This is a genomic window from Anaerocolumna jejuensis DSM 15929, from assembly GCF_900142215.1.
GTDB classification, from domain to species: Bacteria; Bacillota; Clostridia; order Lachnospirales; family Lachnospiraceae; genus Anaerocolumna; species Anaerocolumna jejuensis.
This window is the reverse complement of sequence record NZ_FRAC01000006.1, coordinates 301,281-327,440: the sequence shown is the minus strand read 5'-3', so window position 1 is coordinate 327,440 and position 26,160 is coordinate 301,281. Positions and strand designations below refer to the sequence as shown.

The window sequence follows — 26,160 nt, the reverse complement described above, 5'->3', positions numbered from 1 at the left end:
TTGGTCTTAATACAGCATAAACATAGGATTTAAGAGACTTTCACGGAGGATTTCTTTCATGAATAAACCCTTGCGGCATATAACTGCAGCTGCTTTCAGTAAAAGATTTACATCTCTTTTCAGGCCTGATAATAATGCCTTACTTTGTTTTGCCCTGGAGGGAATATTATTTGCCACAGCAACAAACATCATAAATAATAACAATAATCTGTTTGCCCTCCGCCTGGGAGCTACGGATGCAGAAGTCAGCCTGATTACTTCCATCCCTCAGTTTGTGGGAGTACTTGTATTGCTGCCCATAGGAATTCTTACGGACCGTATGAGGAATAAACAGCTTATGGTGACCATGTCACTGTTCTTACTGTCTTTTTTCTATTTCCTCATTGGCTTTGTTCCCTTTTTAAATGAATATAAATTTCTTTTATTTTTATTATTTTTAAGCCTTTCCGTGGGGCCTTTAACAGGATATAATGCTTCCTGGCAGGCGTATTTTTCCGATGTGGTGCCCTTTGAAAATAGAAACCGGATACTGACTGTCAGAACCGGAGCGATGTTTTTTGTCAACATAGCCCTGCCGTTCATTACCGGTGCCTTACTTGCCTCTGCTCCTGAGGTAAGCTCCAAACTCAGGATTCATCAGATATTTTACTGGTCCATAGCTATTTTGTTCGTACTTCAGGTATTTACGGTCAAGAGGATTAAAGGCGGTTACTCACAAAGGCAGGAAACTCTCAATCTTGCAGCTTTTTATTCGACGCTGAAGGAGCTTATCCATCACAAGCCCTTTATGAAATTTTTGTCAGGCGCTCTTTTCTTTTATCTTTTCTGGCAGGCGGACTGGACGCTGTATTTCCTGGGGCAGGTCAATTATCTTAAGATGAACGAAGCCTGGTTAAGCTACGCCGCTATAGGAGCTGCCCTTGCCCAGTTTGTAACAATCGGCTTTTGGAGCAGGGTCAATGAAAGAATGGGACCCAGATTTGGCATTATTTTCGGTAATTTAGGACTTGCTCTTTGTCCCATATGCATGATCGTATCAACCAGTCTGCCCCTGAATTCAGGGCCTGTGGTATTTCTTATATTAAATACCCTGGCGAATCTGGCCTTTGCTACCGTACCTTTAAACATACCCCAATACCTTCTGTCCGTGATACCGGAGAAGAATAAGACCTTAAGTATCTCAATCTATACAATCTTTATTACCCTTAGCAATGCCATAATGCCAATGGCAGGGGTAAAAGCGTATCATTTACTTGGTAATAACCTTAATGCGTTACGGGGAGTCTTTGCAATACTGTTCCTCTTAAGAATACTGTCCTCCTTACAGTGGTATTTAAGCTACTAAGCCATGAGAGGGAGCTGGAAGGAATGCGATAAAGGTTTATTTAGCCCTGTTTCCTGGAAGGGGATGGAAAGAAGGAATTTACAAAGGCAGAAAAGATAGGAATTTTATGGTATGACCTGCATTTATTTGCAATAAAATCCATGGAAAGCGATTATAGAAATTACCCGGGTAAAGGTATGTATTTCCGGGCAAAGGAGAATATAGAAAAGACCATAGCGCAGTTAAAGGCAATTCCGCTGTTATGGACTAGATGAGATAATGTTGAAGTATTTTGTTACATTAAAAGGATTGCCGTCGCGTTAAAAGAGGCATATGAAAAGTTTCCTGAGAACTCATTCAGGAAACTTTTCTTTATTCATCCTTGAAATTACCGGTAATTTATCCTATAATATAATAGGCAGAAATTATGAATTTATGTTTATAATATAGAAATAAATGGAGGGCAGAAGATGAATACGGCTAAACAATTGTCAGCAAGAGAACGAATTAACGCTCTTCTTGACGACAACAGTTTTGTAGAAATTGGTGCTTTGGTCACGAAAAGGAACACAGATTTCAACTTAAATCAGAAGGAAATTCCTTCCGATGGAGTCATAACCGGATACGGAATCATAGATGGAAATCCTGTCTATGTTTACAGCCAGGATAGTTCAGCCGGAAATGGTACTATCGGAGAAATGCATGCAAAAAAAATAACTGCACTTTATGATTTAGCACTTAAGGTAGGGGCACCTGTTATCGGATTAATCGACAGTGCCGGCTTAAGATTACAGGAAGCCACCGATGCATTAAACGGCTTGGGAGAAATCTACCAGAAGCAGGCAATGGCGTCGGGGATAATACCTCAGATTACCGCAATATTGGGTCCGTGCGGCGGAGGGCTTGCTGTACTTGGCGCCTTAAGTGATTTTTCTTTTATGACGGAAAGCAGCGGAAAGCTGTTCGTAAATTCTCCTAACGCCCTGAAAAAGAATTTTACAGCGAAATGTGATACCACATCAGCAAAGTTTCAGGCAGAGGCAGGTAATATAGATTTCGTTTTAGAGGATGAAGAAGCAGTCATAGAAGCAGTCAGAAATCTGATAACCTTGCTTCCTGCAAGCTTTGAAGATGATGCTTCCTATGACGAATGCTATGATGATTTAAACCGTCTGGTGCCGGAGGAGGTCTTTACGGATAAAGATACCTCCCGTATACTAAAGGAAATATCCGATGATACCTATTTTCTTGAAGTAAAGGAAGAATATGCCAGAGAGATGGTTACAGGCTTTCTCCGACTGAACGGGATGACGGTGGGAGCCGTTGCGAACCGCAGGGCTGTAAAGAGCGAAGAAGGAGAGCTTCTCTTTGAGCATGACGGAACATTGACAACGGAGGGCTGTTTAAAGGCTGAAAAGTTTGTACGCTTCTGTGATGCTTTCCATATACCGGTATTATCCTTAACGGACACGGAAGGCTTTCAGACAGAGGTTTCAGAAGAAGCATCCATTGCAAGAGCAGTGGCCAAGCTTACCTTTGCATTTTCTTCTGCTACAGTTCCCAAGGTGAATTTGATTACAGGAAAGGCTTACGGAAGCGCTTATCTGGCTATGAATTCCAAGCATATCGGTGCAGACATGGTATTTGCACTGAATAAGGCCTGTGTCGGGATGATGGAAGAAAATGAAGCGGTTAGCATTATTTATGATAAAGAAGAAGTTGATTTAAAGGAAAAAGCCCTGGAATATAAGGAGCTTCAAGCCAGTGCCATGTCTGCTGCAAAGCGCGGCTATGTGGATGCTGTTATCGAAGAAAATTCCGTACGTAAGCATTTGATATATGCCTTTGAAATGCTCTTTACAAAGAGTATACCTGCAGGAAGCGGAAAGCATGGTACGGTTTAAGGACATACAGAAAATCGGAAAGAGATTAAATTCGTACGGACGTTAAGCTTACCGTGCAGATAGGAGCAGATATGAGTTTAGTAGGATTCAATGGGCTAACGGGCTTTCTTATGGCAGTCAGTGCCTCAAAGATATCCGATAAAATTCCCGGTGAGTATTTGGATATTGTAGTAATTCTTGGACTGGTCTTTATCGGTTTGATTGTGGTAATGGGTATTCTAAGTATTATAAGGCTGCTGGTATCCTTTACAAAAGGCACGTATAAAAAGGATGGCCGGGATGAGGCAGCTTACAGTAAGCCGTTAACAGGATATACAGGCCAGGAAGTGGTACAGGGTCCGGAAAATGACCCGCAGCTGGTGGCAGTTATAACAGCAGCTATTATGGCGTCCATGGAGGATGCCCCCGCAGACGGATTGGTAATCCGTTCGATCAGAAGAAAATAATATTTCACATTGTTTATTTAAAGGAGGAAATAAAGATATGAAAACTTATACAGTTACAGTAAACGGTATCGCTTATGATGTTGCAGTAGAAGAAACCACAGGACGTCCGGTAAGAGAATACAGAGCGGCAGCCCCTGCCCCTGTTGCAGCTCCCGTTGCTGCAGCAGCTCCAGCCCCAGCCCCAGCTGCTGCCCCGGTTGAAGAAGCTGTATCTCCCGCCGTTACGGCAGGCGGAACAAAGGGAAGGCTGTCTGTAGAGTCACCTATGCCAGGAAAAATCTTATCCGTTAAGACTTCCGTCGGACAGGCTGTTAAGAGAGGCGATGTTATTCTGGTTCTTGAGGCCATGAAGATGGAAAATGAAATAGTAGCGCCGGAGGATGGAGTTGTAGCCAGTATTGATGTTTCTTCCGGAGCCAGTGTGGAATCAGGAACACTGCTTGCAACCTTAAACTAATGATTTGCATAGAAAGGAGGCATACCGATGAACGAATTGTATAACAATTCGGAACAGATGAAAAGGCCGGTTAAGATAACCGAAACCATATTGCGTGACGCACATCAGTCACTCATAGCCACCAGAATGACTACCGACCAGATGCTGCCCATCATTGAAAAAATGGACAAAGTCGGATACCATGCGGTAGAATGCTGGGGAGGTGCAACCTTTGATGCATCCCTCAGGTTCTTAAAGGAAGACCCCTGGGTCAGACTGCGCAGGTTAAGGGATGGCTTTAAGAATACAAAGCTTCAGATGCTGCTCCGTGGACAAAACCTGTTAGGATACCGCCATTATGCCGATGATGTGGTGGAGTACTTTATACAAAAGTCCATTGCCAACGGCATTGATAATATACGTATTTTTGATGCATTCAACGATGTCAGAAATCTCAGCACAGCAATCAAGGTAACGAAAAAGGAAAACGGACATGCACAGATTGCCATAGCATATACCTTAGGGGAAGCCTACACAACAGAATATTATACAAAGCTAGCCAAAACAATCGAAGAAATGGGAGCCGATTCCTTATGTATAAAGGATATGGCAGGATTGCTGGTGCCCTATGAGGCTTCTTCCCTTATAAAAGCTTTAAAAGAGACCGTAAATATTCCTATTGATGTCCATACCCATTATACCAGCGGTGTGGCATCCATGACTTATATGAAGGCAGTGGAAGCCGGTGCGGATATTATTGACACGGCAATGTCACCTTTTGCCATGGGTACCAGCCAGCCGGCTACGGAAGTAATGGTGGAAACCTTTAAGGAAACCCCTTATGATACAGGACTTGACCAGAAGCTTCTGGCTGAAATAGCGGATTATTTCCGTCCAATCAGGGATAATGCCATGGAAGAGGGTATCTTAAATCCCAAGGTAATGGGCGTTGAAATCAAAACCCTTCTTTACCAGGTACCCGGCGGAATGCTGTCAAACCTTATGTCCCAGCTAAAGGAACAAAAGGCAGAGGATAAGTATTATGAGGTACTGGAAGAGATACCAAGAGTGAGAAAGGATCTCGGAGAGCCTCCTCTGGTTACTCCCTCCAGCCAGATTGTAGGAACTCAGGCAGTATTGAATGTAATAGCCGGCGAACGCTATAAGATGGTAACAAAAGAAACAAAGGCTATCCTATCCGGTGAATACGGTAAAACGGTAAGACCTTTTAATGAAGAAGTAAGAAAAAAGGTGATCGGAGATACCAAGCCCATAGATTGCAGACCTGCGGACCTGCTGGAACCTGAGCTGAAAGCAATGGAAGAAGCGGTAAAGGACTGGAAGGAACAGGAGGAAGACGTATTATCCTATGCCTTATTTCCTCAGGTTGCCATGGAATACTTTAAATACCGCCGTACACAGGAAACCGGCGTAGACCCTTTGTTTGCAGATTACGAGAATAAGGCATATCCGGTATAAATTACGGCTGTCATAATATAAATGTACGGAGTCAGCAGGGAGGCTTAGGTAAAACAGAGGATGTTTTACTTAGGCCTCCCTGTAAAGTATCTGAAAGGAGTTTGAACATGAAGATTGTATATGAGGAAGAAAGAATTGCAATCAGGGAGCTGGAAATAACGGATTCTGCAATATTTGCGGAATGGTGGAATAATGGGGATTTGATGAAAGATGTGGGATTTCGAAAGGGCATGGGAGTAACGCCTGGGTCCTTAGAGAAGGATTTTGCTGCCGAGATTGAAGATGATGCTCCTTTCCGGGAGAAAAGAAGGTTCGTGGTGGTTGATAAGATAAGCCACAGGCCCATAGGAGAGCTGGTTTATGGAAATCTGAATATGGAAAGAAAGAGCTGCGGCATAGGTATTAAAATATGCGATATAAGTCTGCAGGGAAAAGGCTTGGGCTATGAGACCTTAGTTGCTTTTATGAAATATCTCTACAGGGAATTCCAGCTTGATATTTTTGAAATTGACACATTAAAAGATAATGTACGTGCCTATCGGCTGTATAAAAAGTTGGGGTTTAAAGAAGTCAGGGTCATGGAAAATTTCTGGTCCGATCCCGACGGGGTTTCCCATGACTTAATTTTTATGGAGCTTGGGAAGGATGAATTTTTTAACGGGCTGCATTAAGGGTGCTTGGGATAATTCTCTGATAAACTGGAGTTTTAATTGGAATTCAAAATCTAAATTGGGTGAGAAATATATGGCAATATCAGGTTTGTTGAATGTAAATTGGGGGTATAAAAATACACTCAGCTCCGTGAAAGTCACTTCGTTGTATTTTTATACCCCCAATTTACATAGGTGAAGGCTGAGATTGTCTTACGAAACGCAGATTAGAGTTATAAATTTATTTCAAATTTATAACTCAATGGATTATCATTTAATGGTAAGAGTAAAGAAGTCAGAGGCTAATTATTTGTAATATTATCTTTGTACATAGAAATGAAAAAAAAATTACTTAAAATTATGAGAAAACAAATAATTATGTAAAACAAAATTATGAAAATACAAAGATATTCATAATTATTAAAATAGGATTTGAAGTACTAAAAAACAGGATATTTGAAGTTTTCAAAAGAAGTTTTCAAAATGGAGTATTTGAAATACAAAAAACAGGAAATTTAATTTTAAAAATAAAATATTTGAGGCATAAAAAATAGAATGATCAGCCCGACAAATGCCCTGTTTCAATATAGCTACAGGCAGTTTGCACAAAATAGAGAGCTTCCTGCGCCTATGGAAATGTATTAGAAGTCCTTTTCTCTGAAGCTTTTGTGCTATATCCTCAAACAGATTGTTTGAGCTTCGCGAGTTATCTGTTTGAGGATATGTCCAGCACAAAAGCTTCAGAGAATTAGGACTTCTTATACATTGGAATGAAGCAGGAAGCTCTCTATTTTGTGTAAACTGCCGTCCCCTTGCGAAAAACTACCCATTTGTCATTAATCATAGAATGTTTGAAGCGTAAAAAACAGGATATTTTAAGGATAAAAGCCTGGGATACGTTGAATTATGAAAAAATCCAGAATACTCTGAATTATCAGTTGACGTTTTATTTAGCAGGCTATAATATGGAGAAAGAGGTTTTTACTAAAAGATGATTGGAATATCATTAGAAAGCTTTGAATGAAATTCCAGTTGCATCAGCCAAGGATTTATTCTAAACCTGGCAGCAGTACCTTTGAAGAAAATAAGAAATAGTTTATAAAAAGCAGTAAAGAAATGAGGTTAAATATGGAAGCAGTAAAGCCGTATAAAAAAGGAGCAGATTATTCCTATACTCTTGGAGCCTTTCCGACCTATGAATTAATAGCAGGAAAGAAAGAGAAGGTAAGAGGTGTTTATGTACACTCGCAATATACGGATAAAGAGAATATTGTAAGTACCTGTAAGGCTGGTAACATACCGGTTCTTACGGATGACAAGCTTTTCAATAAAATCAGTGATAAAGAAAACTGCTATGTTATGGGAGTTTTTGATAAATACGAGGATATCGTAAGTGAGGACACCTCCCATATTGTGCTTGTAAATCCAAGTAATATGGGCAATCTGGGAACAATCCTCCGGACAGCCCTGGGCCTTGGGATAAAGGATATTGCCCTCATAACCCCCTGTGCTGATGTGTTTAACCCAAAGGTAATCAGGGCATCTATGGGAGCCTTGTTTAAGCTAAGGGTGCAGATGTTTGAATCCTTTGAAGAATACCGCAGCAGATATAAGAAGCAGGAGATATTTACCTTTATGTTAAACGGGGAAAATACCCTGGAGGTACAAAATTGTCCTAAAACAGAATTGTTTTCCCTGGTATTCGGCAATGAAGCAACCGGGCTTGACGATTCCTATCTTTTAGCCGGCACCAGTGTCTGCATACCCCAGTCTCCCGAGGTGGATTCCCTGAATATCACCATTGCAGTAGGGATCGGAGCTTTCTTATTTACTCACTGTGGGAAATAAATAAAATATTTTAAGTTTTTGGAAAATAAAATCAACTTATAGTACTTATTTGTTAAATCAACATAGGAAAAGAGGCAGGTAATGAAAAAGACAGAAATCAGAATCGCTGATCTAGAGGATGCAAAAGAAATCTATGGAATTTATGAACCATACATCCTGAATACAGTGGTTTCCTTTGAATATGATAAGGTTCCCCTTGAGGTATTTAAAGAAAGAATTCAAAAAATCACAGGTAAATATCCGTGGCTTGTATATACGGTGGAAGGTGAAATTGCAGGCTATGCCTATTGTTCCCTGCATAGAGAAAGAGCAGCTTATGCCTGGGACTGTGAATGCTCGGTATATATAAAGGATACTTATCACAAGAAGGGAATCGGTACAGCATTGTATAAGGCTCTTTTTGAACTGGCGGAGGCTCAGGGGGTTTATAACATCTATTCCCTTATCTGCGTTCCCAATGAAGGAAGTGTTGCTCTCCATAAGAAGTTTGGCTTTAATGAGTTAGGTACTTACAGCAGAACTGCTTATAAATTCGGTGAATGGCGTGACCTGCTGGTAATGGAAAAGCGTTTAAGGGAACTGAAGGGAGCACCGGATAAGCTGATACCGGCAGCTGAGCTAAGCAGTGATCTGGTTAAGGAAATACTGAAGAAATATGAAAAAATTGAACTGTAAAATAGTTATGGATTTTTAATGAAAAATTTCTTGACAAAGCTGTCGGAATCAGATATACTACCACCTGTAAAGAAAAAAACTTTACAGGTGGTGTTTTTATGGATAATACAGATATCAGCCAGAAGCTGCAGGAAAAAGTATATTTATCACTTCTCTTTGATTTTTATGGAGAATTGTTGAAAAGCCACAATAAACAAATATTTGAAGACTATATCCTCAATGACCTTTCCCTGGGTGAAATTGCAGAAGAGCAGGGAATCAGCAGGCAGGGTGTATATGACATTGTAAAGAGATGCTCAAAGAACCTTACGGAATTTGAAGAGAAGCTTGGTCTGCTTCATAAGTTCAGAACTACCAGGCAGATGGCGGAAGAGATTCACAGCCTTGCAATGAATATAAAAGAGAGCCACAGGGAAGAGGCAGAAGAAGCAGTGGAAAGAATTCTTACCCTGTCCCAGAACATGATAGATGCCCTGTAAAGGACTTCGCTCCGTGCAGAGGAAGCCGGCTCGGGCAGCTTGTAATGAAGAAGGATATAGAATAAATATAGACATATAGGATTCTTATTAAATAGATAAGTTTACCGGACTATTAATAAATCAGGCAAGAATAACAGGCAGGAGGTTCCCGAATGGCATTTGACAGCCTTTCTGAAAAATTACAAAACGTATTTAAGAACCTTAGAGGCAAGGGACGCTTAAGTGAAGCGGATGTTGCCACCGCATTAAAGGAAGTAAAGATGGCATTGCTGGAAGCCGACGTTAACTTTAAGGTGGTTAAGAACTTTATTAAGACTGTGCAGGAGCGTGCCGTAGGCCAGGATGTTATGTCAAGTCTTACACCCGGTCAGATGGTTATTAAGATAGTAAATGAAGAGATGGTAAATCTCATGGGCTCCGAAACAACGGAAATAGTCTTTAAGCCCGGCAACGAAATCACGGTTATTATGATGTGCGGCTTACAGGGTGCAGGTAAAACGACCACTACGGCAAAATTAGCCGGTAAGTTTAAAGCAAAGGGTAAACGCCCCCTTTTAGCAGCCTGTGATATCTATCGTCCCGCTGCTATTGAACAGCTGAAGATAAACGGTGACAAGCAGGGAGTGCCTGTTTTCTCCATGGGAGATAAGCACAAGCCCGTAAACATTGCAAAGGCTGCCTTAGAGCATGCCAAGAGCAATAATTTGAATGTGGTGATTTTAGATACCGCAGGACGTCTTCATGTTGATGAAGACATGATGAATGAGCTCATTGAAATCAAGGAAAATATAGAGGTTCACCAGACCATCCTGGTAGTGGATTCCATGACAGGCCAGGATGCTGTCAATGTAGCGGAGAATTTCCAGAATAAAATCGGCATAGACGGGGTTATTCTTACAAAGCTGGATGGTGATACCAGAGGCGGTGCGGCTCTTTCCATCAGGGCAGTAACAGGCCGTCCCATCCTTTATGCAGGTATGGGAGAGAAGCTTTCGGATTTGGAGCAGTTTTTCCCCGACCGTATGGCTTCCAGAATCCTTGGTATGGGTGATATCCTGACTCTTATTGATAAAGCCCAGGCAGATTTTGATGAGGAGAAAGCCAAGCAGCTGGAGAAAAAGCTTAAAAAGGCAGAGTTTGACTTTAATGATTATCTGGATCAATTACAGCAGATTAAGAAAATGGGAGGCATCAACGATATTTTAAAGATGATGCCCGGTATGGGAAGCCAGTTAAAGGATGTTGAGGTGGATGACAATGCCTTTAACGGAGTAGAGGCAATTATCTATTCCATGACAAAGGCGGAAAGAGCCAATCCCGATATATTGAATCCCTCCAGAAAGAAGAGGATTGCACAGGGAGCCGGTGTTGACATCAGCGAAGTAAATAAGATTGTAAAGCAATTCGATCAGACGAAGAAGATGATGAAGCAGATGTCCGGTATGATGGGCTCTAAGGGTATGAAAAAAGGCAAATTCAAATTGCCCTTTGGATTTTAGGTTGGCAGGTTATAACACATTATAACTTTTCAATAAATAAATATTAACACAAGATTTTAAGGAGGTGAAATCATGGCAGTTAAGATCAGATTAAAAAGAATGGGTCAGAAAAAGGCTCCTTTCTATAGAATCGTTGTTTCAGATTCCAGATCACCCAGAGATGGAAGATTTATCGAAGAACTCGGTACTTATGATCCTACAAAAGAACCTAATGCTTTTAAGATTAACGAGGAAGCAACAAAGAAGTGGTTACAGAACGGTGCCCAGCCTACTGAGACAGTCGGCAATTTATTTAAAAAAGCAGGAATTAGAAAATAATTTTCTGTTTGGCATTTTTAAGGAATGATGGCGTATTGCCGTAAATTCCGGTTTATGGTTGATTTAGTCATATTCCATTGGAGGTGTAGGGTAATGAAAGAATTAGTTAAAGTAATTGCTACATCACTCGTTGATCACCCTGAAGAAGTTGTTGTAACAGAAAAGGAAACCGACCAGTCCATTATTGTGGAATTAAAGGTTGCACCTGAGGACATGGGGAAGGTCATCGGCAAACAAGGCCGGATTGCAAAATCCATTCGTACCGTTGTAAAAGCAGCAGCTGCTAAGGATGATAAAAAGGTAGTTGTTGAAATACTTCAATAATGATTATAAACCTTTAAAGGACCCTGTCTGGAATAGGTGATTCGAAAGAAACTTCCGGAAAAAAGTTATTTTTCCGGAAAATTCTTTCCTTACCCTAACTTGTCATGGGTTCTTATTTTTGGTGAAGGATTAAGAGGAGTTTTAATGGAAAACTATTTAAGAGTAGGGATAATTACAGCTACCCATGGGATAAAAGGCGAAGTGAAGGTATTTCCCACGACCGATGATATGGGCCGTTTTAAGCAGTTAAAACAGGTCTTTTTAGATACTGGAAAAGAATATATGGAACTTGAAATAGCAGGAGTCAAATTTTTTAAGCAATGGGCCATCCTGAAATTCAAGGGAATTGATAATATAAATGATGTTGAAAAATATAAAGGACACGACCTGCTGGTAACAAGAGAGAATGCAGTGGAGCTTTCGGAGGATGAATATTTTATCTGTGACATTCTGGATTCTCTGGTCGTTACCGATGAGGGAGAAGAGCTCGGCACCTTGACGGACGTTATGACTACCGGTGCAAATGATGTCTATGTGGTAACCAGAAAGGACGGAAGTGAAGTTCTGCTTCCTTCTATTAAGGAGTGCATCCTGGAAGTGGATGCTGAGAACAAAAGGATACTTGTCCATCTGATGCCGGGATTATTATAAAGCAGCTATAGTCTATGCTAACCGCAACTTTGTCCTTTATTTTCATAATATTTTGAAAGGCTGTAATCCATGAATTTTTACGTATTAACTCTATTTCCTGAGATGATAAGGCAGTGCCTGTCAGCCAGTATAACCGGAAGAGCTCTGGAGAAGGGAATCCTTCAGCTCGATACGGTAGATATCAGAGATTTTTCAGAAAACAAGCATAACCGGGTGGATGATTACCCCTATGGCGGAGGGGCCGGCATGGTAATGGCTCCGGGGCCAGTAGTGAGAGCCTGCCGTTCCATACAAGGAAAGATAGAGATTGAAAGTCAAAAAGTTCCAAGAGTAATCTATCTTACTCCTCAGGGAAAAGTCTTTGACCAGACTATGGCAGAGGAGCTGTCGAAGGAAGAGAACCTGATCTTTCTATGCGGTCATTATGAGGGAATTGATGAACGGGCACTGGAAATGGTTGTAACGGATAATGTATCCATCGGTGATTATGTATTAACTGGGGGAGAACTTCCGTCAATGGTAATGATGGATGCGATCAGCAGACTGGTTCCGGGAGTCCTTAATAACGAAACCTCCGCGGAATTTGAGACCTTTCAGGATAATCTCCTGGAATATCCCCAGTACACCAGACCGGAGGAATTCGAAGGAAAGAAGGTGCCGGAGGTCCTTTTATCCGGCCATCATGCCAGAATTGAAGATTGGCGGAGAGAGCAATCACTTAAAAGAACCCGTGAAAACAGGCCGGACATGCTGGAAAAGGCTGCCTTGACGGAGAAGGACAAAAAGTTTCTTCACACGCAGGAGTAGAGTTTGTCATTTTTTTATACAGTTAGACATAAATGTCTATTGACTATTATAATAGTCAGTTTTATACTGATTGTAAGGTGTACGGGTAAGAGGGGGGTATAATCTTATAGAGGTTGTATTTTACCCGTGCATCTTTTATAGGTGAAATTTGATTTATCTTCGGAAAATACTTGCAATTTTGCCATTGCCATGTTATAGTAAATTGTTGTGAGATGGGATGGTCCTCTGATACAACGCCCTTTGACGGATTTGTACAAGCAGATTTCTGTGAGGCAAGGTATTAAGAACATCGAATTTAAAGGAGGTCACAAGAGTGAATAACATTATTAAAGAAATCGAAGCTGCTCAGCTTAAGAGTGAAATCGCAGATTTCAACGTAGGCGATACTGTAAAAGTATACGCAAAAGTAAAAGAAGGTAACCGTGAAAGAACACAGGTTTTCGAGGGTACTGTTTTAAAGAGACAGAACGGCGGCGCCAGAGAAACATTTACCGTAAGAAAGTCTTCCAATGGTATTGGTGTAGAGAAGACATGGCCCCTGCATTCCCCCAGTGTTGAAAAAATCGAAGTTATCAGACATGGTAAGGTTAGAAGAGCTAAGTTAAATTATTTACGCGGCAGAGTAGGTAAGAAAGCGAAAGTTAAAGAAATCGTAAAATAATAGCACGTGACCAAAAACGGGAAAGGGACAACTACTTATAGTATTGTCCCTTTTATTATCCTGCCGGGGAAGTATTACGGTGCATATCTGCAGGCAGATACGGCATGCAATGGGAGCTGGGTTGATAAATAAAAAACATTTTTCAACCATGTATTCAGGAATATCAAATCACAGAGTTGATATTTGCGAAAGGATTAAAATGCGTTATGATTTTGATAAAGAGGATAAGGGACCTGTTATAAAAAAGGTAATACTATCCTTGCTCATATGGTTTGTTGAGATTGCTGCGGTTATTGGTTTAGCTTATTTTATAGCCAATTATGCATTGGAAAAGACCGTTATGCCCGGGCAATCCATGGAAAATACCCTGAAGGACCAGGATAAAATAATTATAAACAAATTTGCCTATGTTTTTCATAAGCCAAAGCGTTATGATGTAATTGTGTTTAAGCAGTCCAACAAAGAGCACAGTTACCTGAATGTGAAAAGAGTAATCGGATTGCCCGGTGAAACGGTGCAGATAAAGGGCGGCAAGGTCTATATTAACGGCGAGGAGCTGAAGGAGCGGGCCGTAACCGACTCAATTGAAAATCCCGGACTGGCAGAAGAGGATATTAAGCTGGATGAGAATGAGTTCTTTGTTCTCGGGGATAACCGTAACAACAGTGAAGACAGCCGTTTTGCCAATATCGGAAATATTGTCAAAGAAGATATCATCGGGAAAGCCTGGATCAGACAAAACGGCTTTGCCTTTATTAATAAATTAAACATTGCAAAGGAGGAGTAGTAATGCATTTTCAATGGTATCCCGGTCATATGTCCAAAGCAAAGCGTATGATGCAGGAGGATATGAAGTTAATCGATGTAATCATCGAATTAGTGGATGCACGTATTCCGCTTAGCAGCAAGAATCCGGATATTAATCAGATGGCTGGGAGCAAATCCAGAGTTATTCTGTTGAATAAATGTGACTTGGCAGACGACAGCCAGAACCTGAAATGGAAGGAATATTTTGAGGGCCAGGGCTATATTGCGGCTTTGGTGAATTCCAAAAAAGGTGATGGAATCCGTAAGGTAAATGATGCGGTAATGGAGGCCTGCAAGGCGAAGATAGAAAGAGATAGAAGAAAAGGTATTCTCAACAGACCCTTAAGGGCTATGGTTGTTGGAATACCCAATGTTGGAAAATCAACCTTTATCAACAGTATTTCCGGCAAGGCTGCGGCCAAAACCGGCAATAAGCCGGGGGTTACGAAGGGAAAGCAGTGGATTAAACTGAATAAGTCCATTGAGCTCCTTGACACTCCGGGTATACTGTGGCCGAAATTTGAGGACCAGCAGGTGGGGCTCCATCTTGCTCTTATTGGCTCTATCCGGGAAGATATCTTAAACAGTTATGATTTAAGCCTGTCACTCATAACCTTTCTTACAAAGTATTATAAAGGAGCGCTTACAGAGCGCTATGGAATTACAGAAAGTGATATCCCGGAAGAGAATCTGACAGCGGTGGCAAAGAAAAGGGCCTGTTTGTTAAAGGGCGGGGAATTAGACCTTGAAAAAGCCTCCGGTTTTATTGTGGATGATTTCCGCAATGCCAAGCTTGGAAAAGTGACCCTGGAATTTCCGGCAGAACCTGCTGAGGATGTTGTACTTCCGATAAACGACAAATAAAGAGGAATATTACATGGAGAAGAGCATACAGGCAATTAAAGAAGAATTTCAGCTGGCGAAGGAAGAGGAAGTAGCCGATATTATAATAAAGTATCAGGAAGACCCAAGGGCAGGAGTAAAAAACCTGATTGATAAATACCATAAGAAACAAGAAGCCCTGGAATCAGAAAGACACAGGGTTTATGAGATGACCTCCTTTGAAAGGACATATGGTGAGTACTCTTATATCTGTGGTATTGACGAAGTTGGAAGGGGGCCGTTAGCAGGTCCCGTTATGGCGGCTGCCGTCATTCTTCCAAAGAATTGCGATATCTTATATATCAATGATTCCAAGCAGTTATCTGAAAAGATGAGAGAAAAGCTTTTTGATGAGATTATGGAAAAAGCACTGTCTGTTGGTGTGGGTTCTGTTCCTCCGGCTAAGATTGATGAAATTAATATCCTGCAGGCTACCTATGAAGCTATGCGCCAGGCAATTGGAAACTTAAGTGTTACACCCGATATATTGCTTAATGATGCCGTAACCATACCCAGGGTTCCCATAAAGCAGGTACCGATTATCAAGGGAGATGCCAAAAGCGTATCCATTGCGGCTGCAAGTATCATAGCAAAGGTCACAAGGGACCGCATCATGACAGCTTATGATAAGCTCTTTCCTGCCTATGGCTTTGCTTCCAACAAGGGCTACGGCTCGGCAGAGCACATAGAAGCCCTGAAATTATATGGGCCGACACCTCTTCATAGAGCAAGCTTTATAAAAAACTTCCAGTGATAAGGAGGCGGATTTCGTGGTAAGAAAAGAGCATTCTACTAATAATCCTGTGGATAGTGAGAAATTTAAAAACAAAACAGCAGTAGCTCTTGGTTACAGCCCGGAGGATGCCGCTCCGAGAATCATAGCTACCGGTAAGGGCTTTCTGGCAGATAAAATATTAAAGGGAGCCAAAGAAAATCAGATACCAATCCATGAAGACAATAAGCTGGCTTCCAGTCTCTCCAAGCTTGACCTTGGAGATTATATCCCTCCGGAACTTTACCAGGTGGTCTCTGAGATTATGATATTTGTAGATGATATGGACCGTTTAAAGGCAAAATTGGAGAAGTAAAGCGGAAAAGTAAAATAATCAGTGAGAAAGGATGTGTGTGTCTATGAATATAAATATAAGGGAAGAACAGGAAAAAGACTGGTATGAAACGGAAGCTATAACCAAAAGAGCTTTCTGGAACCTGCATGTTCCCGGATGTCTTGAGCATTATTTGGTTCATCTGCTCCGATCCTCTAAGGATTATATACCGGATCTAAGCAGAGTTGCTGAGGTAGACGGGAAAGTTGCAGGAACTGTCATGTATTCCAAGTCATATGTCGATAACGGGAAGCAAAAGACAGAGGTCCTGACCTTTGGCCCTTTGTGTGTTGACAAAGAGTTTCAGAATAAAGGAATCGGAAGCCTTCTTTTAAAAACTACCTTCGAGATTGCCAGGAAACAGGGGCATAAGGCGATTATCATATTTGGCGAACCGGGATATTACCCCAGACATGGCTTTAAAACCTGTGATAATTTCCATATTACTACAAAGGATGGAAAGAATTTTGATGCATTTATGGGCTTGGAACTGGTGCCGGATGGATTAAAAGGGGTAGAGGGAAAATTCTATCAATCGGAAGTTTTTGAGAATATCGATGCCGTAAAGGCGGAAGAATATGATAAAAAGTTTCCCTACATGGAAAAATTAAAGCTGCCCGGACAGTGGGATACCTGACCCAAAGCATAATAATAAAGCATGGAAGTCCAGGACAGTATAATACGATAAGGAAGGCTATGTATAATAAAAGAACCATAGGAAGTGAAAAGGAGCAAAAGGCAGCAGCTTATCTTACATCAGCCGGCTACCGTATTCTTGCCGCTAATTTCTTTACCAGGTCTGGAGAGATAGACCTGATAGCAAGGGAAGGGGAGGTTCTTGTATTTATCGAAGTGAAATACCGCAAGGATTTACAAAGCGGGTCCCCCCTGGAAGCCGTTGACAGCAGAAAGATAAGAAACATCTGCAAGGCAGCCAGGTATTACATGTACATAAATCATATACCGGAAGATACTCCCTGCCGCTTTGATGCGGTGGGAATTGTAGAAGAGGAAATAACTCTAATACGGAATGCATTTGATGCACAGTTTTAGCAGCCGCAGAAAGTGTTCTTATGACTAATAGAAATGAGGCATGAAATTGTTTGAGAATAATGAAAATATAACATTGCATCTGGAAAAAGAGACACCTTTTTTGACCTTTGCCCCATTGACAGAAATTTCTTATATGAAGCATGGCTTTACCACAAGGCTTGGCGGGGTTAGCGAAGGTTATTATGAATCCCTGAATCTTTCTTATTCCGTAGGGGATGAGAAGGAAAAAGTGGATGAGAATTATAAAAGGATTTGTGAAAGCCTGGAGATGAAATATGAGGATGTGACAGCTACTCATCAGGTTCACAAAACCAATGTCAGGCTGGTCAAGAGCAGTGACAGAGGAAAGGGATTGTATCTGCCAAGGGACTATGAGGAAATAGACGGACTGATTACGAAGGAAAGAGGAATACCTCTTGCTACCTTTTATGCTGACTGTGTTCCTCTTTATTTTGTGGATACAAAGAACCGGGCAATTGGGCTTAGCCATTCCGGTTGGCGGGGAACAGTAGGAAGAATGGGATTAAAGACAGTGCAGGCAATGCAGGAGGCTTTTCAGTCGGAACCGGAAGACATTGTTGCTTTGATTGGCCCTTCTATCTGCAAGGATTGCTATGAAGTCAGCGAGGAAGTGGCAGAGGAATTCAGGAAGGAATTTAAAGAGGAGTTAAGCGGAGAGTATGAAGAGATTCTTACAAAAAATCCAGCCGGAAGGTACCAGCTGGATTTGTGGAAAGTGAACCGTATCATTTTGGAAGCAGCCGGGCTTAAAAAGGAAAATATCCATGTCAGCGGTTTATGCACCTGCTGTCATTCGGACCTTTTATTTTCTCACCGTGCCTCCAAAGGCAAAAGGGGTACTCTGGCAGCCTTTTTAATGTTAACAGTATAGAAAAAAGCCTAATGGGCAAATGAAAAGCCTAATGGGCTTAAGAAAAGCCCTATTGGGCTTTTCTGCATTTTTCTCTGTAATCTGCCAGACGATTTCTTATCAGTCCTCCGGATTTCATGATATCATCAACGGAGCTGTCATGGTTGATGGTATCGATGATGAGGGAGAGATATTTGCTGACGTCTACGTTGGTGTAATAAGGCTTATCGATCAGTTCCTTCGGGGTATATATGAGATTGGTGGTATACACCCGGTCTATGATGCCGTTTTTATAGGCTTCATCAAACTTCTCAAAGCCGCAGGTAAAAAGTCCGAAGGTTGCGGCAATATAGATTCTTTCTGCTTTTCTGGCTTTCAGCTCAGCGGCGACCTCTAAGACGCTTTCTCCGGAGGCAATCATGTCATCTACGATATAAACAGACTTTCCGGCTATATTTCCCCCAAGGAATTCATGAGCGAGAATAGGATTCTTCCCGTCGTTGACAACAGTATAATCCCTTCTTTTATAGAACATTCCCATATCCACGCCTAAGATATTAGCATAGAATACTGCTCTTGACATACCGCCAACATCAGGGCTTACAACAATGAAGTCTTCTTTTTCGATGGAAACACCATCTTCCGTATGTAAAAATGACTGTAAGAACTGATAGGAAGTATAAAAGTTATCAAAGCCCTCCAGAGGAACGGAATTTTGCACCCTTCCGTCGTGGGCATCAAAGGTTATGATATTTTTAACACCCATTTGTACAAGCTCCTGCAGAGCAGTGGCACAGTCCAGAGACTCCAGGATAGTTCTCTTATCCTGACGGCTTTCATAGAGAAAGGGAAGTATGACATTTATTCTTCTGGCCTTTCCGTTGCAGGCATCAATAAGACGTTTTAAATCCTGAAAATGGTCATCCGGTGACATGCCGTTTTCAGTATTGTACAGGTTGTAAGTCAGATTATGATTACTGATATCTGCAAGGATAAAAAGATCGGTGCCGTGGATGGTTTCATTGATTACTCCCTTGGCTTCTCCCGAACTGAAACGGGGTACACTTGCGTCAACAAGATAGCTTTCTTTATAATACCCGGTAAAGGATAAATTGTCGGGAGAGGCTTCTTCCCTTTCTTTTCTGGAAACAGAAATGTGTTTGTCAACTTTCTCTGCCATGGAGCGGAAGCCTTCTAAAGATAGTATTCTCAAAGGTGCTACAGGGGTTTTTATTGCATTTTCAGACATTGCTTGTCCTCCTAACTGTTACAAAAACAAGATTTCCTCATTCTATCTAGTTATAGCATGAGGAAAATGGTAAGTCAATCTTATATGGAATATTTTCTATAGCCAAAGGGTCATTCCGGCTCCGTATTGTTCATTGGGTCTTTTGATGAATCCGAACTTTTCATAGAATTCTTCCTTTCCCTTAGCCGCTACCAATATGACCATTACAGTCTCACCTCCGGATAAAACATTTTTTATATAATCCATCACATCATTTAAAATCATCCTGCCAACACCCTTCCCCTGATATTCCTGGTTTACAATCACGTCGGCAATATAGGCAACGTATCCTCCGTCACTAATTACGCGTGCAAGACCAATGGTTTCTCCGTTTAGAACGGCAGCAGTAAGGTAATAGGTATTGGAAAGACCTCTTTTAGCCTGCTCCTCAGGTATCTCCTTCCAGTCGACACTTAATCTTAAAGCGTTGTATTCCTCAACGGTAAGGCTGTGTTTTAATTCAATATTCATATTATTATGCTGTAGGTTACTGCGGTACTCTTTACAGCCTGTCTCCTTTCATTTTTCAAACTAATCCCCCTGCATATCGCAAGCTTGCTTGCGATACTGCTTAAATAGAATTATGTAAAATGCAGCGCATTTTTCAAACTAATCCCCCTGCATATCGCAAGCTTGCTTGCGATACTGCTTAAATAGAATTATGTAAAATGCAGCGCATTTTTCAAACTATATCCAGCAATATTATGCACTTTAAATGGCTGCAATGTCAATATACAGTGTTCTTTTCTTAAAATATATTTGATAAATATTCCTATAGCTGATATACTATCTAAGGAGTAAGAAAGGAATCAGACTTTTAATTGTTCGTAAAAAGATAGAAGATGCATGGAAAATGCTTTACAAATAAAAGTTTGTATTGTAAAATCAGACGGAAAATCCTTTGCGGATGCTGTAATGGATTAACATGTAAATTTAAGAGAGGAATTTTTATAAAATGAGTAAACCGATTGTTGCAATTGTCGGAAGGCCGAATGTGGGTAAATCGACTTTGTTTAATGCACTGGCAGGTGAGAGAATAGCCATTGTTCAGGATTTCCCCGGCGTCACAAGAGACAGAATTTATGCGGATGTAACATGGCTTGACAAGCAGTTCACCATGATTGATACAGGCGGTATTGAACCGGAGAGCAATGATGTGCTCCTTTCCTATATGAGGCAGCAGGCTGAAATTGCCATTCAGACAGCCGATGTCATTGTTTTTCTTGTCGATGTAAGACAGGGACTGGTAGATAATGATTTTAAGGTAGCGGATATGCTGAGGCGTTCTACAAAGCCCATTGTCCTCGTAGTAAATAAGGTAGATAATTTTGATAAGCTGATGCCGGATGTCTATGAGTTCTATAACCTTGGAATCGGAGATCCCCATCCCGTATCCGCTTCCTCCAAGCTAGGGCTTGGTGATATGCTGGACGAGGTTGTCAGCCATTTTAACCCTGCGGATATGAAGGAAGAAGAGGACGACCGCCCCCGGATTGCCATTGTTGGAAAGCCAAATGTGGGAAAATCCTCTATTATTAATAAGCTGATCGGCGAAGACAGGGTGATTGTTTCCGACATAGCCGGTACTACCAGAGATGCGATTGATACTCCGGTAAAATACCATGGCAAGGAGTTTGTCTTTATTGATACTGCCGGGCTTCGAAGAAAGAGTAAAATAAAAGAAGAAATAGAACGCTTTAGCATTGTAAGAACCGTATCAGCCGTTGAGCGTGCGGACATTGTAGTTCTGGTAATTGACGGAATGGAAGGCGTTACAGAACAGGATGCTAAAATTGCAGGTATCGCCCATGAAAGGGGCAAGGGAGTCATCATTGCCGTAAATAAATGGGATGCCGTAGAAAAAGATGATAAAACAATCTATAAATATACCAATGAGATAAAGGGAACCCTGTCCTATATGCCCTATGCCGAGATGATATTTATATCAGCACTGACAGGACAAAGACTGACAAAGCTGTTCGACTTAATTGAGAAGGTTATCCAGAACCAGAACCTGAGGATTGCTACCGGAGTGCTGAATGAAATCATGGCAGAGGCCGTAGCACTTCAGCAGCCGCCTTCTGATAAGGGCAAACGGCTGAAATTATACTATATCACCCAGGTTTCCATCAAACCGCCGACCTTTGTTATTTTTGTCAATGACAAAGAACTGATGCATTTTTCCTACACCAGATATATTGAAAATAAAATAAGGGAAGCCTTTGGGTTTTCAGGAACATCACTTAAATTTTTCATAAGGGAGCGAAAGGAAAAAGAATAATATGCTGCAAAACATAATAATATGCTTAATTATAGGATATTTGTGCGGCTGCCTGTCCACCGCTTATTTCATTGGAAAAGCAAATCATATTGATATCAGAAAATACGGAAGCGGAAATGCAGGCACTACCAATGCCATGCGTTTACTGGGAGTAAAAGCGGGACTCCTGACCTTTCTGGGAGATGCCTTAAAAGCATTTATTCCAATCCTTCTCATTACTTATGTATTTTTTAAACAGGATCCTAATGTTAATTTACTAGCGCTTTACACCGGGCTTGGTGTTGTTGTGGGGCATAATTTTCCTTTCTGGCTGCGTTTTAAGGGCGGAAAGGGAATTGCCGCTACCGGAGGAGTCATTATGGCCTTTGACTGGAGAATTGGATTAGCGGCCTTTATCGTATTTGTTCTGTCTGTTGTAATAACCAGATATGTTTCCGTTGGTTCTTTGCTGATTTCACTCCTGTTTCCGATCGGCGTTCTGATAATTTATCCGGGAGATATACATATGCTTCTGGTCAGTGTTATCTTCACAGTATTGGCATTTATCAGACACAGGACCAATATTAAGAGGCTTATGAATGGAACTGAGAATAAATTAGGACAAAAGGTAAAAGTTGAAGAAAAATAAGGGAGAAGCGTACATGGCGAAAATAAGCATATTAGGTGCAGGTGCATGGGGAACAGCAATTGCTATTCTCCTTGGAAATAAGGGTCACGAAGTGGTATTGTGGTCAGCTTTAAAAAATGAAGTTGAGCAGTTGAATGAGGACAGGGAGTTAAAGGATAAGCTTCCCGGAATCAAGCTGCCGGACAGCGTAAGCATAAGCGGTGATTTAAAGACTTCCTGTGAAAGCAGGGATTTAATCGTATTTGCTGTAGCCTCCCCCTTTGTTCGTGCTACCGCCAAAAGTGCTTGCAGCTTTATTACAGATAATCAGATAGTTGTAAATGTAGGAAAGGGTATTGAAGAAAAGACCCTTGAAACCTTAACAGATATTATTAAAGATGAAATTCCCCAGGCTGATGTGGCAGTCCTTTCAGGACCCAGTCATGCAGAGGAAGTCAGCAAGGGAATTCCTACCACCTGTGTTGTAGGAGCAGATTCAAAGGATACGGCACACTTTGTTCAGGATGTGTTTATGGGTGAACGTTTCCGTGTATATACGAGCCCTGATGTAATTGGAATAGAGCTTGGAGGCTCCTTAAAGAATGTCATTGCATTGGCAGCTGGAATGGCTGACGGCCTGGGCTTTGGTGATAATACAAAAGCAGCACTTATGACCAGAGGAATTGCAGAAATCAGCCGTTTGGGAATTGCCATGGGCGGTAAGATGGAAACCTTTGCAGGGCTTTCCGGTGTAGGGGATTTGATTGTAACCTGTACCAGCAAGCACAGCAGAAACCGCAATGCAGGCTATCTCATCGGAAAGGGCTATAATATGGAGGAAGCCATGCAGGAAGTGAAGCAGGTAGTAGAAGGTGTTTACTCTGCCAAAGCTGCCCTGGCTCTTGCAAGGAAGTATGATGTGGAAATGCCCATTGTGGAGCAGGTAAACCTTATATTATTTGAAGGCAAGCCGGCTTTTGAAGCAGTATCGGATCTGCTTTTAAGAGATAAGAGGAGAGAATATACGGAGCTTCAGTGGAAGAAGTAGAAGAATAAGAAATAGCGTAATAAAAAAAATATGATTTAATCGTAGGTTAACAGCAGGTTTATTGAATGTATACTTGGGGTATAAAAATACACTCAGCTCCGTGAAAGTCACTTCGTTGCATTTTTATACCCCAAGTATACATATTGAAGGCTGAGATTAGCCTATGATAATTAGATTATAATATTATAAAAAACTATAAAATAAAACGGTATATTGGAAGGCTTTGAAATCAGAGCTTTCAGGATATACCGTTTTATTATTATTTTTTAGAGTGAAGGCATTTGTGTGAAAGCTTTTTTATCTTTTTGCAATTCTTGAATCTTGGTAAGTTCAAGTTGTTTACAGGTGTTTTGCTTTGAATAATTCAATTGCTTCTTTGCCGCTCATGTGTTCAATTGTAAGCTCGATCATAGTGACGATGTTGAATTCCTTATCAATTGTCTGCATACGGCGGATTTCTTCATGGTCAGGAGCGTAGCGTTTGGCTAAAAGTGCAAGAGTACTTCTTTTTTCTGCTTCATCTTCAAGGATACGGGCTTTGCCAAAAGCTATGACACTGCGAAAATAGCTCGTGTACTCGTCCGGGACCACCTGGTCCTTGTCTATCACGCAAAAGGATACTTTTTCGTTTCTGGCAATAGCGTCCAGCTTATGGCCTGTTTTGGCGCTGTGAAAAATAATCTTATTATTATGATAGACATAGCTGAGGGGGACGGCATAGGGATAGTTATCGTCCCCGGATACGGCCAATACACCGGATGTTCCTCGATTTAAGACTTCAATACATTCCTCTAAGGATAAAACCTGTTTTTTACGACGCATTTCTCTGAACATACAAACCTCTCTTTCCTTATAAAAAAATAAAACGCCTGACATTCATTCCTTCAATGGCCTAATGGAATGAATATAAGACGTTTACCCGGCGGTAAATTTATTTCCATATTAGTTTACCATACTTAGTCCCGGAAATAAAGGCTTTTATCCCGGTATCTTGAAAAAATAGATAAGAAATCAAATATCGTAATCATGAATGGGGGCTTTTCGGCATATGTTTAATTATAACCGAAAGGAGGATGTGTATGTTGGATCAATATTCGTCACTGGATATGCCAGGCCAGATATATGATGTTTATAATGATATTAAGGCTAGGACAGGCGGTGACATATACATAGGTGTGGTGGGGCCGGTAAGAACGGGGAAATCAACTTTTATAAAGCGGTTTATGGATTTACTGGTAATTCCGAATATTGCTGATGTCCACAATAAAGAGCGGGCAATCGATGAATTGCCTCAAAGTGCTGCCGGTAAGACTATAATGACAACAGAACCGAAGTTCATTCCCAAGGAAGCAGCTCAGATTCAGCTGGGAGAGGATACAAAGGTAAATATCCGGTTGATTGACTGTGTAGGCTTTATGGTAGAAGGAGCAGCCGGGCATATTGAAAATGAACAGGAACGTTTGGTAAAGACGCCCTGGTATGACTATGAGATTCCTTTTACCCAGGCAGCGGAGATTGGAACCCAGAAGGTAATCAATGATCATTCCACCATTGGTATCGTAGTTACTACCGACGGCAGCTTCGGTGACCTTCCCAGAGACAATTACATAGCAGCAGAAGAAAAAACAATCGGAGAACTGAAAAAGCTGAAAAAACCCTTTGTCGTTCTTCTGAATACAAGCCGGCCATATTCCGAGACCAGTCTGAATCTTGCCAATGATATTGCCGAAAAATACAATGTAAACTGCCTGCCGGTCAATTGTGAGCAGTTGAGAAAAGAAGATATCAATCATGTCATGTCAAGTATCCTTTCGGTATTTCCGGTATCAGAGATTAATTTCTTTATTCCGAAGTGGGCAGAAATGCTTCCTGATGATCATTGGCTTAAAGTTGACCTGATTGATTCCGTGAAAGAATTATTAAAGCGCCTTACTTTAATCCGGGATGTAAGAAATGACAATATGCTTACTGACAGCAAATTTGTCAACCGCTTTAAAATCGACAAGGTCGAAATGGAAAACGGCTCCGTTAAGGTGAATGTTGAGTTTGATGATTCCTACTATTACAATATTTTAAGTGACCTTATTGGAGTTGCCATTGAGGACGAATATCAGCTCATAAACACCATCAGGGAGCTGGCAGCAGTCAAGAAGGAATACGGTAAGGTGGCAGGAGCCTGTGACGAGGTTCGGCAGAAGGGGTACGGAGTAGTAAATCCGGTTAAGGAAGAAATTCTGATTGAAGAGCCAGAAATTATGAGGCATGGTAACAAATATGGCGTTAAAATCCGTGCAACGGCACCTTCCATTCATATGATAAAAGCAACTATAGAGACAGAAATTGCACCCATTGTAGGAAGTGAAGAACAGGCAAATGACCTGATTAATTATATCCGCAAGAATGCTTCTGAAAATCCGGAAGGAATCTGGGAGACTAATATTTACGGAAAATCAATCCAGCAGCTTGTAGAGGACGGGATTAATACCAAGATCAATAAAATGACGGATGAAAGCCAGGTAAAACTTCAGGATACAATGCAGAAGATTGTTAACGAGAGTAACGGAGGAATTATCTGTATTATTATTTAGCAGAATATTTAATAAAACGATTGGAAGCCGGTGTCTTTCCTTAAAGGATACACCGGTTTCTTTTGCGTTTATTGATACGGGGATTAGCTTATACACGATTTTTTCTGGCAGGCTGCCGCGCTTATGAG

General features: G+C 41.2%; 29 protein-coding genes. 26 read left to right on the top strand and 3 right to left on the bottom strand.

What is annotated here, in order from left to right; translation table 11 throughout:
• The first annotated feature begins 58 nt into the window (after positions 1–58).
• The 22 genes from BUB77_RS01495 to pgeF all read left to right on the top strand — a co-directional run bounded on the left by BUB77_RS01495 (position 59) and on the right by pgeF (position 18,241).
• On the top strand, positions 59–1,345 hold the full coding sequence (locus BUB77_RS01495; RefSeq protein ID WP_073272220.1) for an MFS transporter: 1,287 nt from the start codon (positions 59–61) through the stop codon (positions 1,343–1,345).
• A 449-nt stretch (positions 1,346–1,794) separates the two neighbouring features.
• Entirely contained in the window at positions 1,795–3,228 is a 1,434-nt protein-coding gene (locus tag BUB77_RS01490; protein ID WP_073272216.1) for an acyl-CoA carboxylase subunit beta, read from the top strand.
• Between the two features lie 71 nt (positions 3,229–3,299).
• The gene (locus BUB77_RS01485) at positions 3,300–3,674 is read left to right on the top strand and encodes an OadG family protein (protein WP_073272213.1); all 375 of its coding nucleotides are present in this window, start codon (positions 3,300–3,302) and stop codon (positions 3,672–3,674) included.
• A gap of 37 nt (positions 3,675–3,711) precedes the next feature.
• Positions 3,712–4,131, top strand: a complete 420-nt coding sequence (locus tag BUB77_RS01480) for a biotin/lipoyl-containing protein (protein WP_073272211.1) — start codon at positions 3,712–3,714, stop codon at positions 4,129–4,131.
• Positions 4,132–4,158: 27 nt separating this feature from the next.
• A complete protein-coding gene (locus tag BUB77_RS01475) occupies positions 4,159–5,589 on the top strand; it encodes an oxaloacetate decarboxylase subunit alpha (protein ID WP_073272208.1) in 1,431 nt (476 codons plus the stop codon).
• Between the two features lie 107 nt (positions 5,590–5,696).
• A complete protein-coding gene (locus tag BUB77_RS01470) occupies positions 5,697–6,260 on the top strand; it encodes a GNAT family N-acetyltransferase (protein WP_073272205.1) in 564 nt (187 codons plus the stop codon).
• A 1,107-nt stretch (positions 6,261–7,367) separates the two neighbouring features.
• The gene (locus BUB77_RS01460) at positions 7,368–8,087 is read left to right on the top strand and encodes a TrmH family RNA methyltransferase (protein ID WP_073272200.1); all 720 of its coding nucleotides are present in this window, start codon (positions 7,368–7,370) and stop codon (positions 8,085–8,087) included.
• Positions 8,088–8,168: 81 nt separating this feature from the next.
• Entirely contained in the window at positions 8,169–8,762 is a 594-nt protein-coding gene (locus BUB77_RS01455) for a GNAT family N-acetyltransferase (RefSeq protein WP_073272197.1), read from the top strand.
• A gap of 125 nt (positions 8,763–8,887) precedes the next feature.
• Positions 8,888–9,241, top strand: a complete 354-nt coding sequence (ylxM, locus tag BUB77_RS01450) for a YlxM family DNA-binding protein (RefSeq protein ID WP_073272951.1) — start codon at positions 8,888–8,890, stop codon at positions 9,239–9,241.
• Between the two features lie 152 nt (positions 9,242–9,393).
• Positions 9,394–10,740: a signal recognition particle protein gene (ffh, locus tag BUB77_RS01445; protein ID WP_073272193.1), complete on the top strand. Its 1,347-nt coding sequence runs from the start codon at positions 9,394–9,396 to the stop codon at positions 10,738–10,740.
• A 72-nt stretch (positions 10,741–10,812) separates the two neighbouring features.
• Positions 10,813–11,058, top strand: coding sequence for a 30S ribosomal protein S16 (rpsP, locus tag BUB77_RS01440; RefSeq protein ID WP_073272190.1), 246 nt, complete (start codon positions 10,813–10,815; stop codon positions 11,056–11,058).
• Positions 11,059–11,151: 93 nt separating this feature from the next.
• Positions 11,152–11,382 carry a KH domain-containing protein gene (locus tag BUB77_RS01435; RefSeq protein ID WP_033166400.1) on the top strand — a complete coding sequence of 77 codons (231 nt, stop codon included), beginning with the start codon at positions 11,152–11,154 and terminating at the stop codon, positions 11,380–11,382.
• A 144-nt stretch (positions 11,383–11,526) separates the two neighbouring features.
• Positions 11,527–12,033, top strand: a complete 507-nt coding sequence (gene rimM / locus BUB77_RS01430) for a ribosome maturation factor RimM (protein ID WP_073272188.1) — start codon at positions 11,527–11,529, stop codon at positions 12,031–12,033.
• Positions 12,034–12,102: 69 nt separating this feature from the next.
• Positions 12,103–12,840: a tRNA (guanosine(37)-N1)-methyltransferase TrmD gene (gene trmD / locus BUB77_RS01425; protein WP_073272186.1), complete on the top strand. Its 738-nt coding sequence runs from the start codon at positions 12,103–12,105 to the stop codon at positions 12,838–12,840.
• A 313-nt stretch (positions 12,841–13,153) separates the two neighbouring features.
• Positions 13,154–13,501: a 50S ribosomal protein L19 gene (rplS, locus tag BUB77_RS01420; protein ID WP_073272183.1), complete on the top strand. Its 348-nt coding sequence runs from the start codon at positions 13,154–13,156 to the stop codon at positions 13,499–13,501.
• Positions 13,502–13,622: 121 nt separating this feature from the next.
• Positions 13,623–14,288: a signal peptidase I gene (lepB, locus tag BUB77_RS01415; protein WP_242962325.1), complete on the top strand. Its 666-nt coding sequence runs from the start codon at positions 13,623–13,625 to the stop codon at positions 14,286–14,288.
• Between the two features lie 2 nt (positions 14,289–14,290).
• Positions 14,291–15,172, top strand: coding sequence for a ribosome biogenesis GTPase YlqF (gene ylqF, locus BUB77_RS01410; RefSeq protein WP_073272180.1), 882 nt, complete (start codon positions 14,291–14,293; stop codon positions 15,170–15,172).
• Between the two features lie 13 nt (positions 15,173–15,185).
• On the top strand, positions 15,186–15,944 hold the full coding sequence (locus BUB77_RS01405) for a ribonuclease HII (protein WP_073272178.1): 759 nt from the start codon (positions 15,186–15,188) through the stop codon (positions 15,942–15,944).
• 16 nt (positions 15,945–15,960) lie between these two features.
• Positions 15,961–16,278 (top strand): EscU/YscU/HrcU family type III secretion system export apparatus switch protein, encoded by a 318-nt coding sequence (locus tag BUB77_RS01400; protein WP_073272175.1) that lies wholly within the window; start codon positions 15,961–15,963, stop codon positions 16,276–16,278.
• A gap of 43 nt (positions 16,279–16,321) precedes the next feature.
• Complete coding sequence (locus BUB77_RS01395) at positions 16,322–16,933, top strand: GNAT family N-acetyltransferase (RefSeq protein ID WP_084123861.1); 612 nt, start codon at positions 16,322–16,324, stop codon at positions 16,931–16,933.
• Between the two features lie 59 nt (positions 16,934–16,992).
• Positions 16,993–17,349, top strand: coding sequence for a YraN family protein (locus tag BUB77_RS01390; protein WP_073272169.1), 357 nt, complete (start codon positions 16,993–16,995; stop codon positions 17,347–17,349).
• A gap of 40 nt (positions 17,350–17,389) precedes the next feature.
• On the top strand, positions 17,390–18,241 hold the full coding sequence (gene pgeF / locus BUB77_RS01385) for a peptidoglycan editing factor PgeF (protein ID WP_073272166.1): 852 nt from the start codon (positions 17,390–17,392) through the stop codon (positions 18,239–18,241).
• 49 nt (positions 18,242–18,290) lie between these two features.
• Here pgeF and BUB77_RS01380 read toward each other — a convergent pair whose 3' ends face one another.
• Positions 18,291–19,469 (bottom strand): ribose-phosphate pyrophosphokinase, encoded by a 1,179-nt coding sequence (locus tag BUB77_RS01380; protein WP_073272164.1) that lies wholly within the window; start codon positions 19,467–19,469, stop codon positions 18,291–18,293.
• Positions 19,470–19,565: 96 nt separating this feature from the next.
• Entirely contained in the window at positions 19,566–19,979 is a 414-nt protein-coding gene (locus BUB77_RS01375; protein ID WP_073272161.1) for a GNAT family N-acetyltransferase, read from the bottom strand.
• A 484-nt stretch (positions 19,980–20,463) separates the two neighbouring features.
• Here BUB77_RS01375 and der point away from each other — a divergent pair, with 484 nt between their 5' ends.
• The 3 genes from der to BUB77_RS01360 are packed head-to-tail and all read left to right on the top strand — an operon-like array spanning position 20,464 to position 23,444.
• Positions 20,464–21,789: a ribosome biogenesis GTPase Der gene (gene der, locus BUB77_RS01370; RefSeq protein WP_073272158.1), complete on the top strand. Its 1,326-nt coding sequence runs from the start codon at positions 20,464–20,466 to the stop codon at positions 21,787–21,789.
• 1 nt (position 21,790) lies between these two features.
• Entirely contained in the window at positions 21,791–22,417 is a 627-nt protein-coding gene (gene plsY / locus BUB77_RS01365) for a glycerol-3-phosphate 1-O-acyltransferase PlsY (RefSeq protein ID WP_073272155.1), read from the top strand.
• A 13-nt stretch (positions 22,418–22,430) separates the two neighbouring features.
• On the top strand, positions 22,431–23,444 hold the full coding sequence (locus BUB77_RS01360; protein ID WP_073272947.1) for an NAD(P)H-dependent glycerol-3-phosphate dehydrogenase: 1,014 nt from the start codon (positions 22,431–22,433) through the stop codon (positions 23,442–23,444).
• Between the two features lie 339 nt (positions 23,445–23,783).
• Here BUB77_RS01360 and BUB77_RS01355 read toward each other — a convergent pair whose 3' ends face one another.
• Entirely contained in the window at positions 23,784–24,278 is a 495-nt protein-coding gene (locus tag BUB77_RS01355; RefSeq protein WP_073272946.1) for a pyridoxamine 5'-phosphate oxidase family protein, read from the bottom strand.
• Positions 24,279–24,523: 245 nt separating this feature from the next.
• Between BUB77_RS01355 and spoIVA the strand changes: the two genes are divergently transcribed.
• Positions 24,524–26,032 (top strand): stage IV sporulation protein A, encoded by a 1,509-nt coding sequence (gene spoIVA / locus BUB77_RS01350; protein WP_242962323.1) that lies wholly within the window; start codon positions 24,524–24,526, stop codon positions 26,030–26,032.
• The last annotated feature ends 128 nt before the right edge of the window (positions 26,033–26,160 follow it).

Bases quoted from the DNA above. Each gene is read 5' to 3' on its own strand.
- BUB77_RS01405 (WP_073272178.1), top strand. From the start codon at position 15,186: ATGGAGAAGAGCATACAGGCAATTAAAGAAGAATTTCAGCTGGCGAAG.
- BUB77_RS01435 (WP_033166400.1), top strand. From the start codon at position 11,152: ATGAAAGAATTAGTTAAAGTAATTGCTACATCACTCGTTGATCACCCT.
- der (WP_073272158.1), top strand. From the start codon at position 20,464: ATGAGTAAACCGATTGTTGCAATTGTCGGAAGGCCGAATGTGGGTAAA.
- BUB77_RS01390 (WP_073272169.1), top strand. From the start codon at position 16,993: ATGTATAATAAAAGAACCATAGGAAGTGAAAAGGAGCAAAAGGCAGCA.
- ffh (WP_073272193.1), top strand. From the start codon at position 9,394: ATGGCATTTGACAGCCTTTCTGAAAAATTACAAAACGTATTTAAGAAC.
- BUB77_RS01460 (WP_073272200.1), top strand. From the start codon at position 7,368: ATGGAAGCAGTAAAGCCGTATAAAAAAGGAGCAGATTATTCCTATACT.
- plsY (WP_073272155.1), top strand. From the start codon at position 21,791: ATGCTGCAAAACATAATAATATGCTTAATTATAGGATATTTGTGCGGC.
- BUB77_RS01470 (WP_073272205.1), top strand. From the start codon at position 5,697: ATGAAGATTGTATATGAGGAAGAAAGAATTGCAATCAGGGAGCTGGAA.
- spoIVA (WP_242962323.1), top strand. From the start codon at position 24,524: ATGTTGGATCAATATTCGTCACTGGATATGCCAGGCCAGATATATGAT.
- rimM (WP_073272188.1), top strand. From the start codon at position 11,527: ATGGAAAACTATTTAAGAGTAGGGATAATTACAGCTACCCATGGGATA.
- BUB77_RS01495 (WP_073272220.1), top strand. From the start codon at position 59: ATGAATAAACCCTTGCGGCATATAACTGCAGCTGCTTTCAGTAAAAGA.
- BUB77_RS01360 (WP_073272947.1), top strand. From the start codon at position 22,431: ATGGCGAAAATAAGCATATTAGGTGCAGGTGCATGGGGAACAGCAATT.
- BUB77_RS01475 (WP_073272208.1), top strand. From the start codon at position 4,159: ATGAACGAATTGTATAACAATTCGGAACAGATGAAAAGGCCGGTTAAG.
- BUB77_RS01485 (WP_073272213.1), top strand. From the start codon at position 3,300: ATGAGTTTAGTAGGATTCAATGGGCTAACGGGCTTTCTTATGGCAGTC.
- BUB77_RS01395 (WP_084123861.1), top strand. From the start codon at position 16,322: ATGAATATAAATATAAGGGAAGAACAGGAAAAAGACTGGTATGAAACG.
- BUB77_RS01490 (WP_073272216.1), top strand. From the start codon at position 1,795: ATGAATACGGCTAAACAATTGTCAGCAAGAGAACGAATTAACGCTCTT.
- BUB77_RS01380 (WP_073272164.1), bottom strand. From the start codon at position 19,469: ATGTCTGAAAATGCAATAAAAACCCCTGTAGCACCTTTGAGAATACTA.
- BUB77_RS01375 (WP_073272161.1), bottom strand. From the start codon at position 19,979: ATGAATATTGAATTAAAACACAGCCTTACCGTTGAGGAATACAACGCT.
- BUB77_RS01455 (WP_073272197.1), top strand. From the start codon at position 8,169: ATGAAAAAGACAGAAATCAGAATCGCTGATCTAGAGGATGCAAAAGAA.
- rpsP (WP_073272190.1), top strand. From the start codon at position 10,813: ATGGCAGTTAAGATCAGATTAAAAAGAATGGGTCAGAAAAAGGCTCCT.
- pgeF (WP_073272166.1), top strand. From the start codon at position 17,390: ATGAAATTGTTTGAGAATAATGAAAATATAACATTGCATCTGGAAAAA.
- ylqF (WP_073272180.1), top strand. From the start codon at position 14,291: ATGCATTTTCAATGGTATCCCGGTCATATGTCCAAAGCAAAGCGTATG.
- trmD (WP_073272186.1), top strand. From the start codon at position 12,103: ATGAATTTTTACGTATTAACTCTATTTCCTGAGATGATAAGGCAGTGC.
- BUB77_RS01480 (WP_073272211.1), top strand. From the start codon at position 3,712: ATGAAAACTTATACAGTTACAGTAAACGGTATCGCTTATGATGTTGCA.
- BUB77_RS01355 (WP_073272946.1), bottom strand. From the start codon at position 24,278: ATGTTCAGAGAAATGCGTCGTAAAAAACAGGTTTTATCCTTAGAGGAA.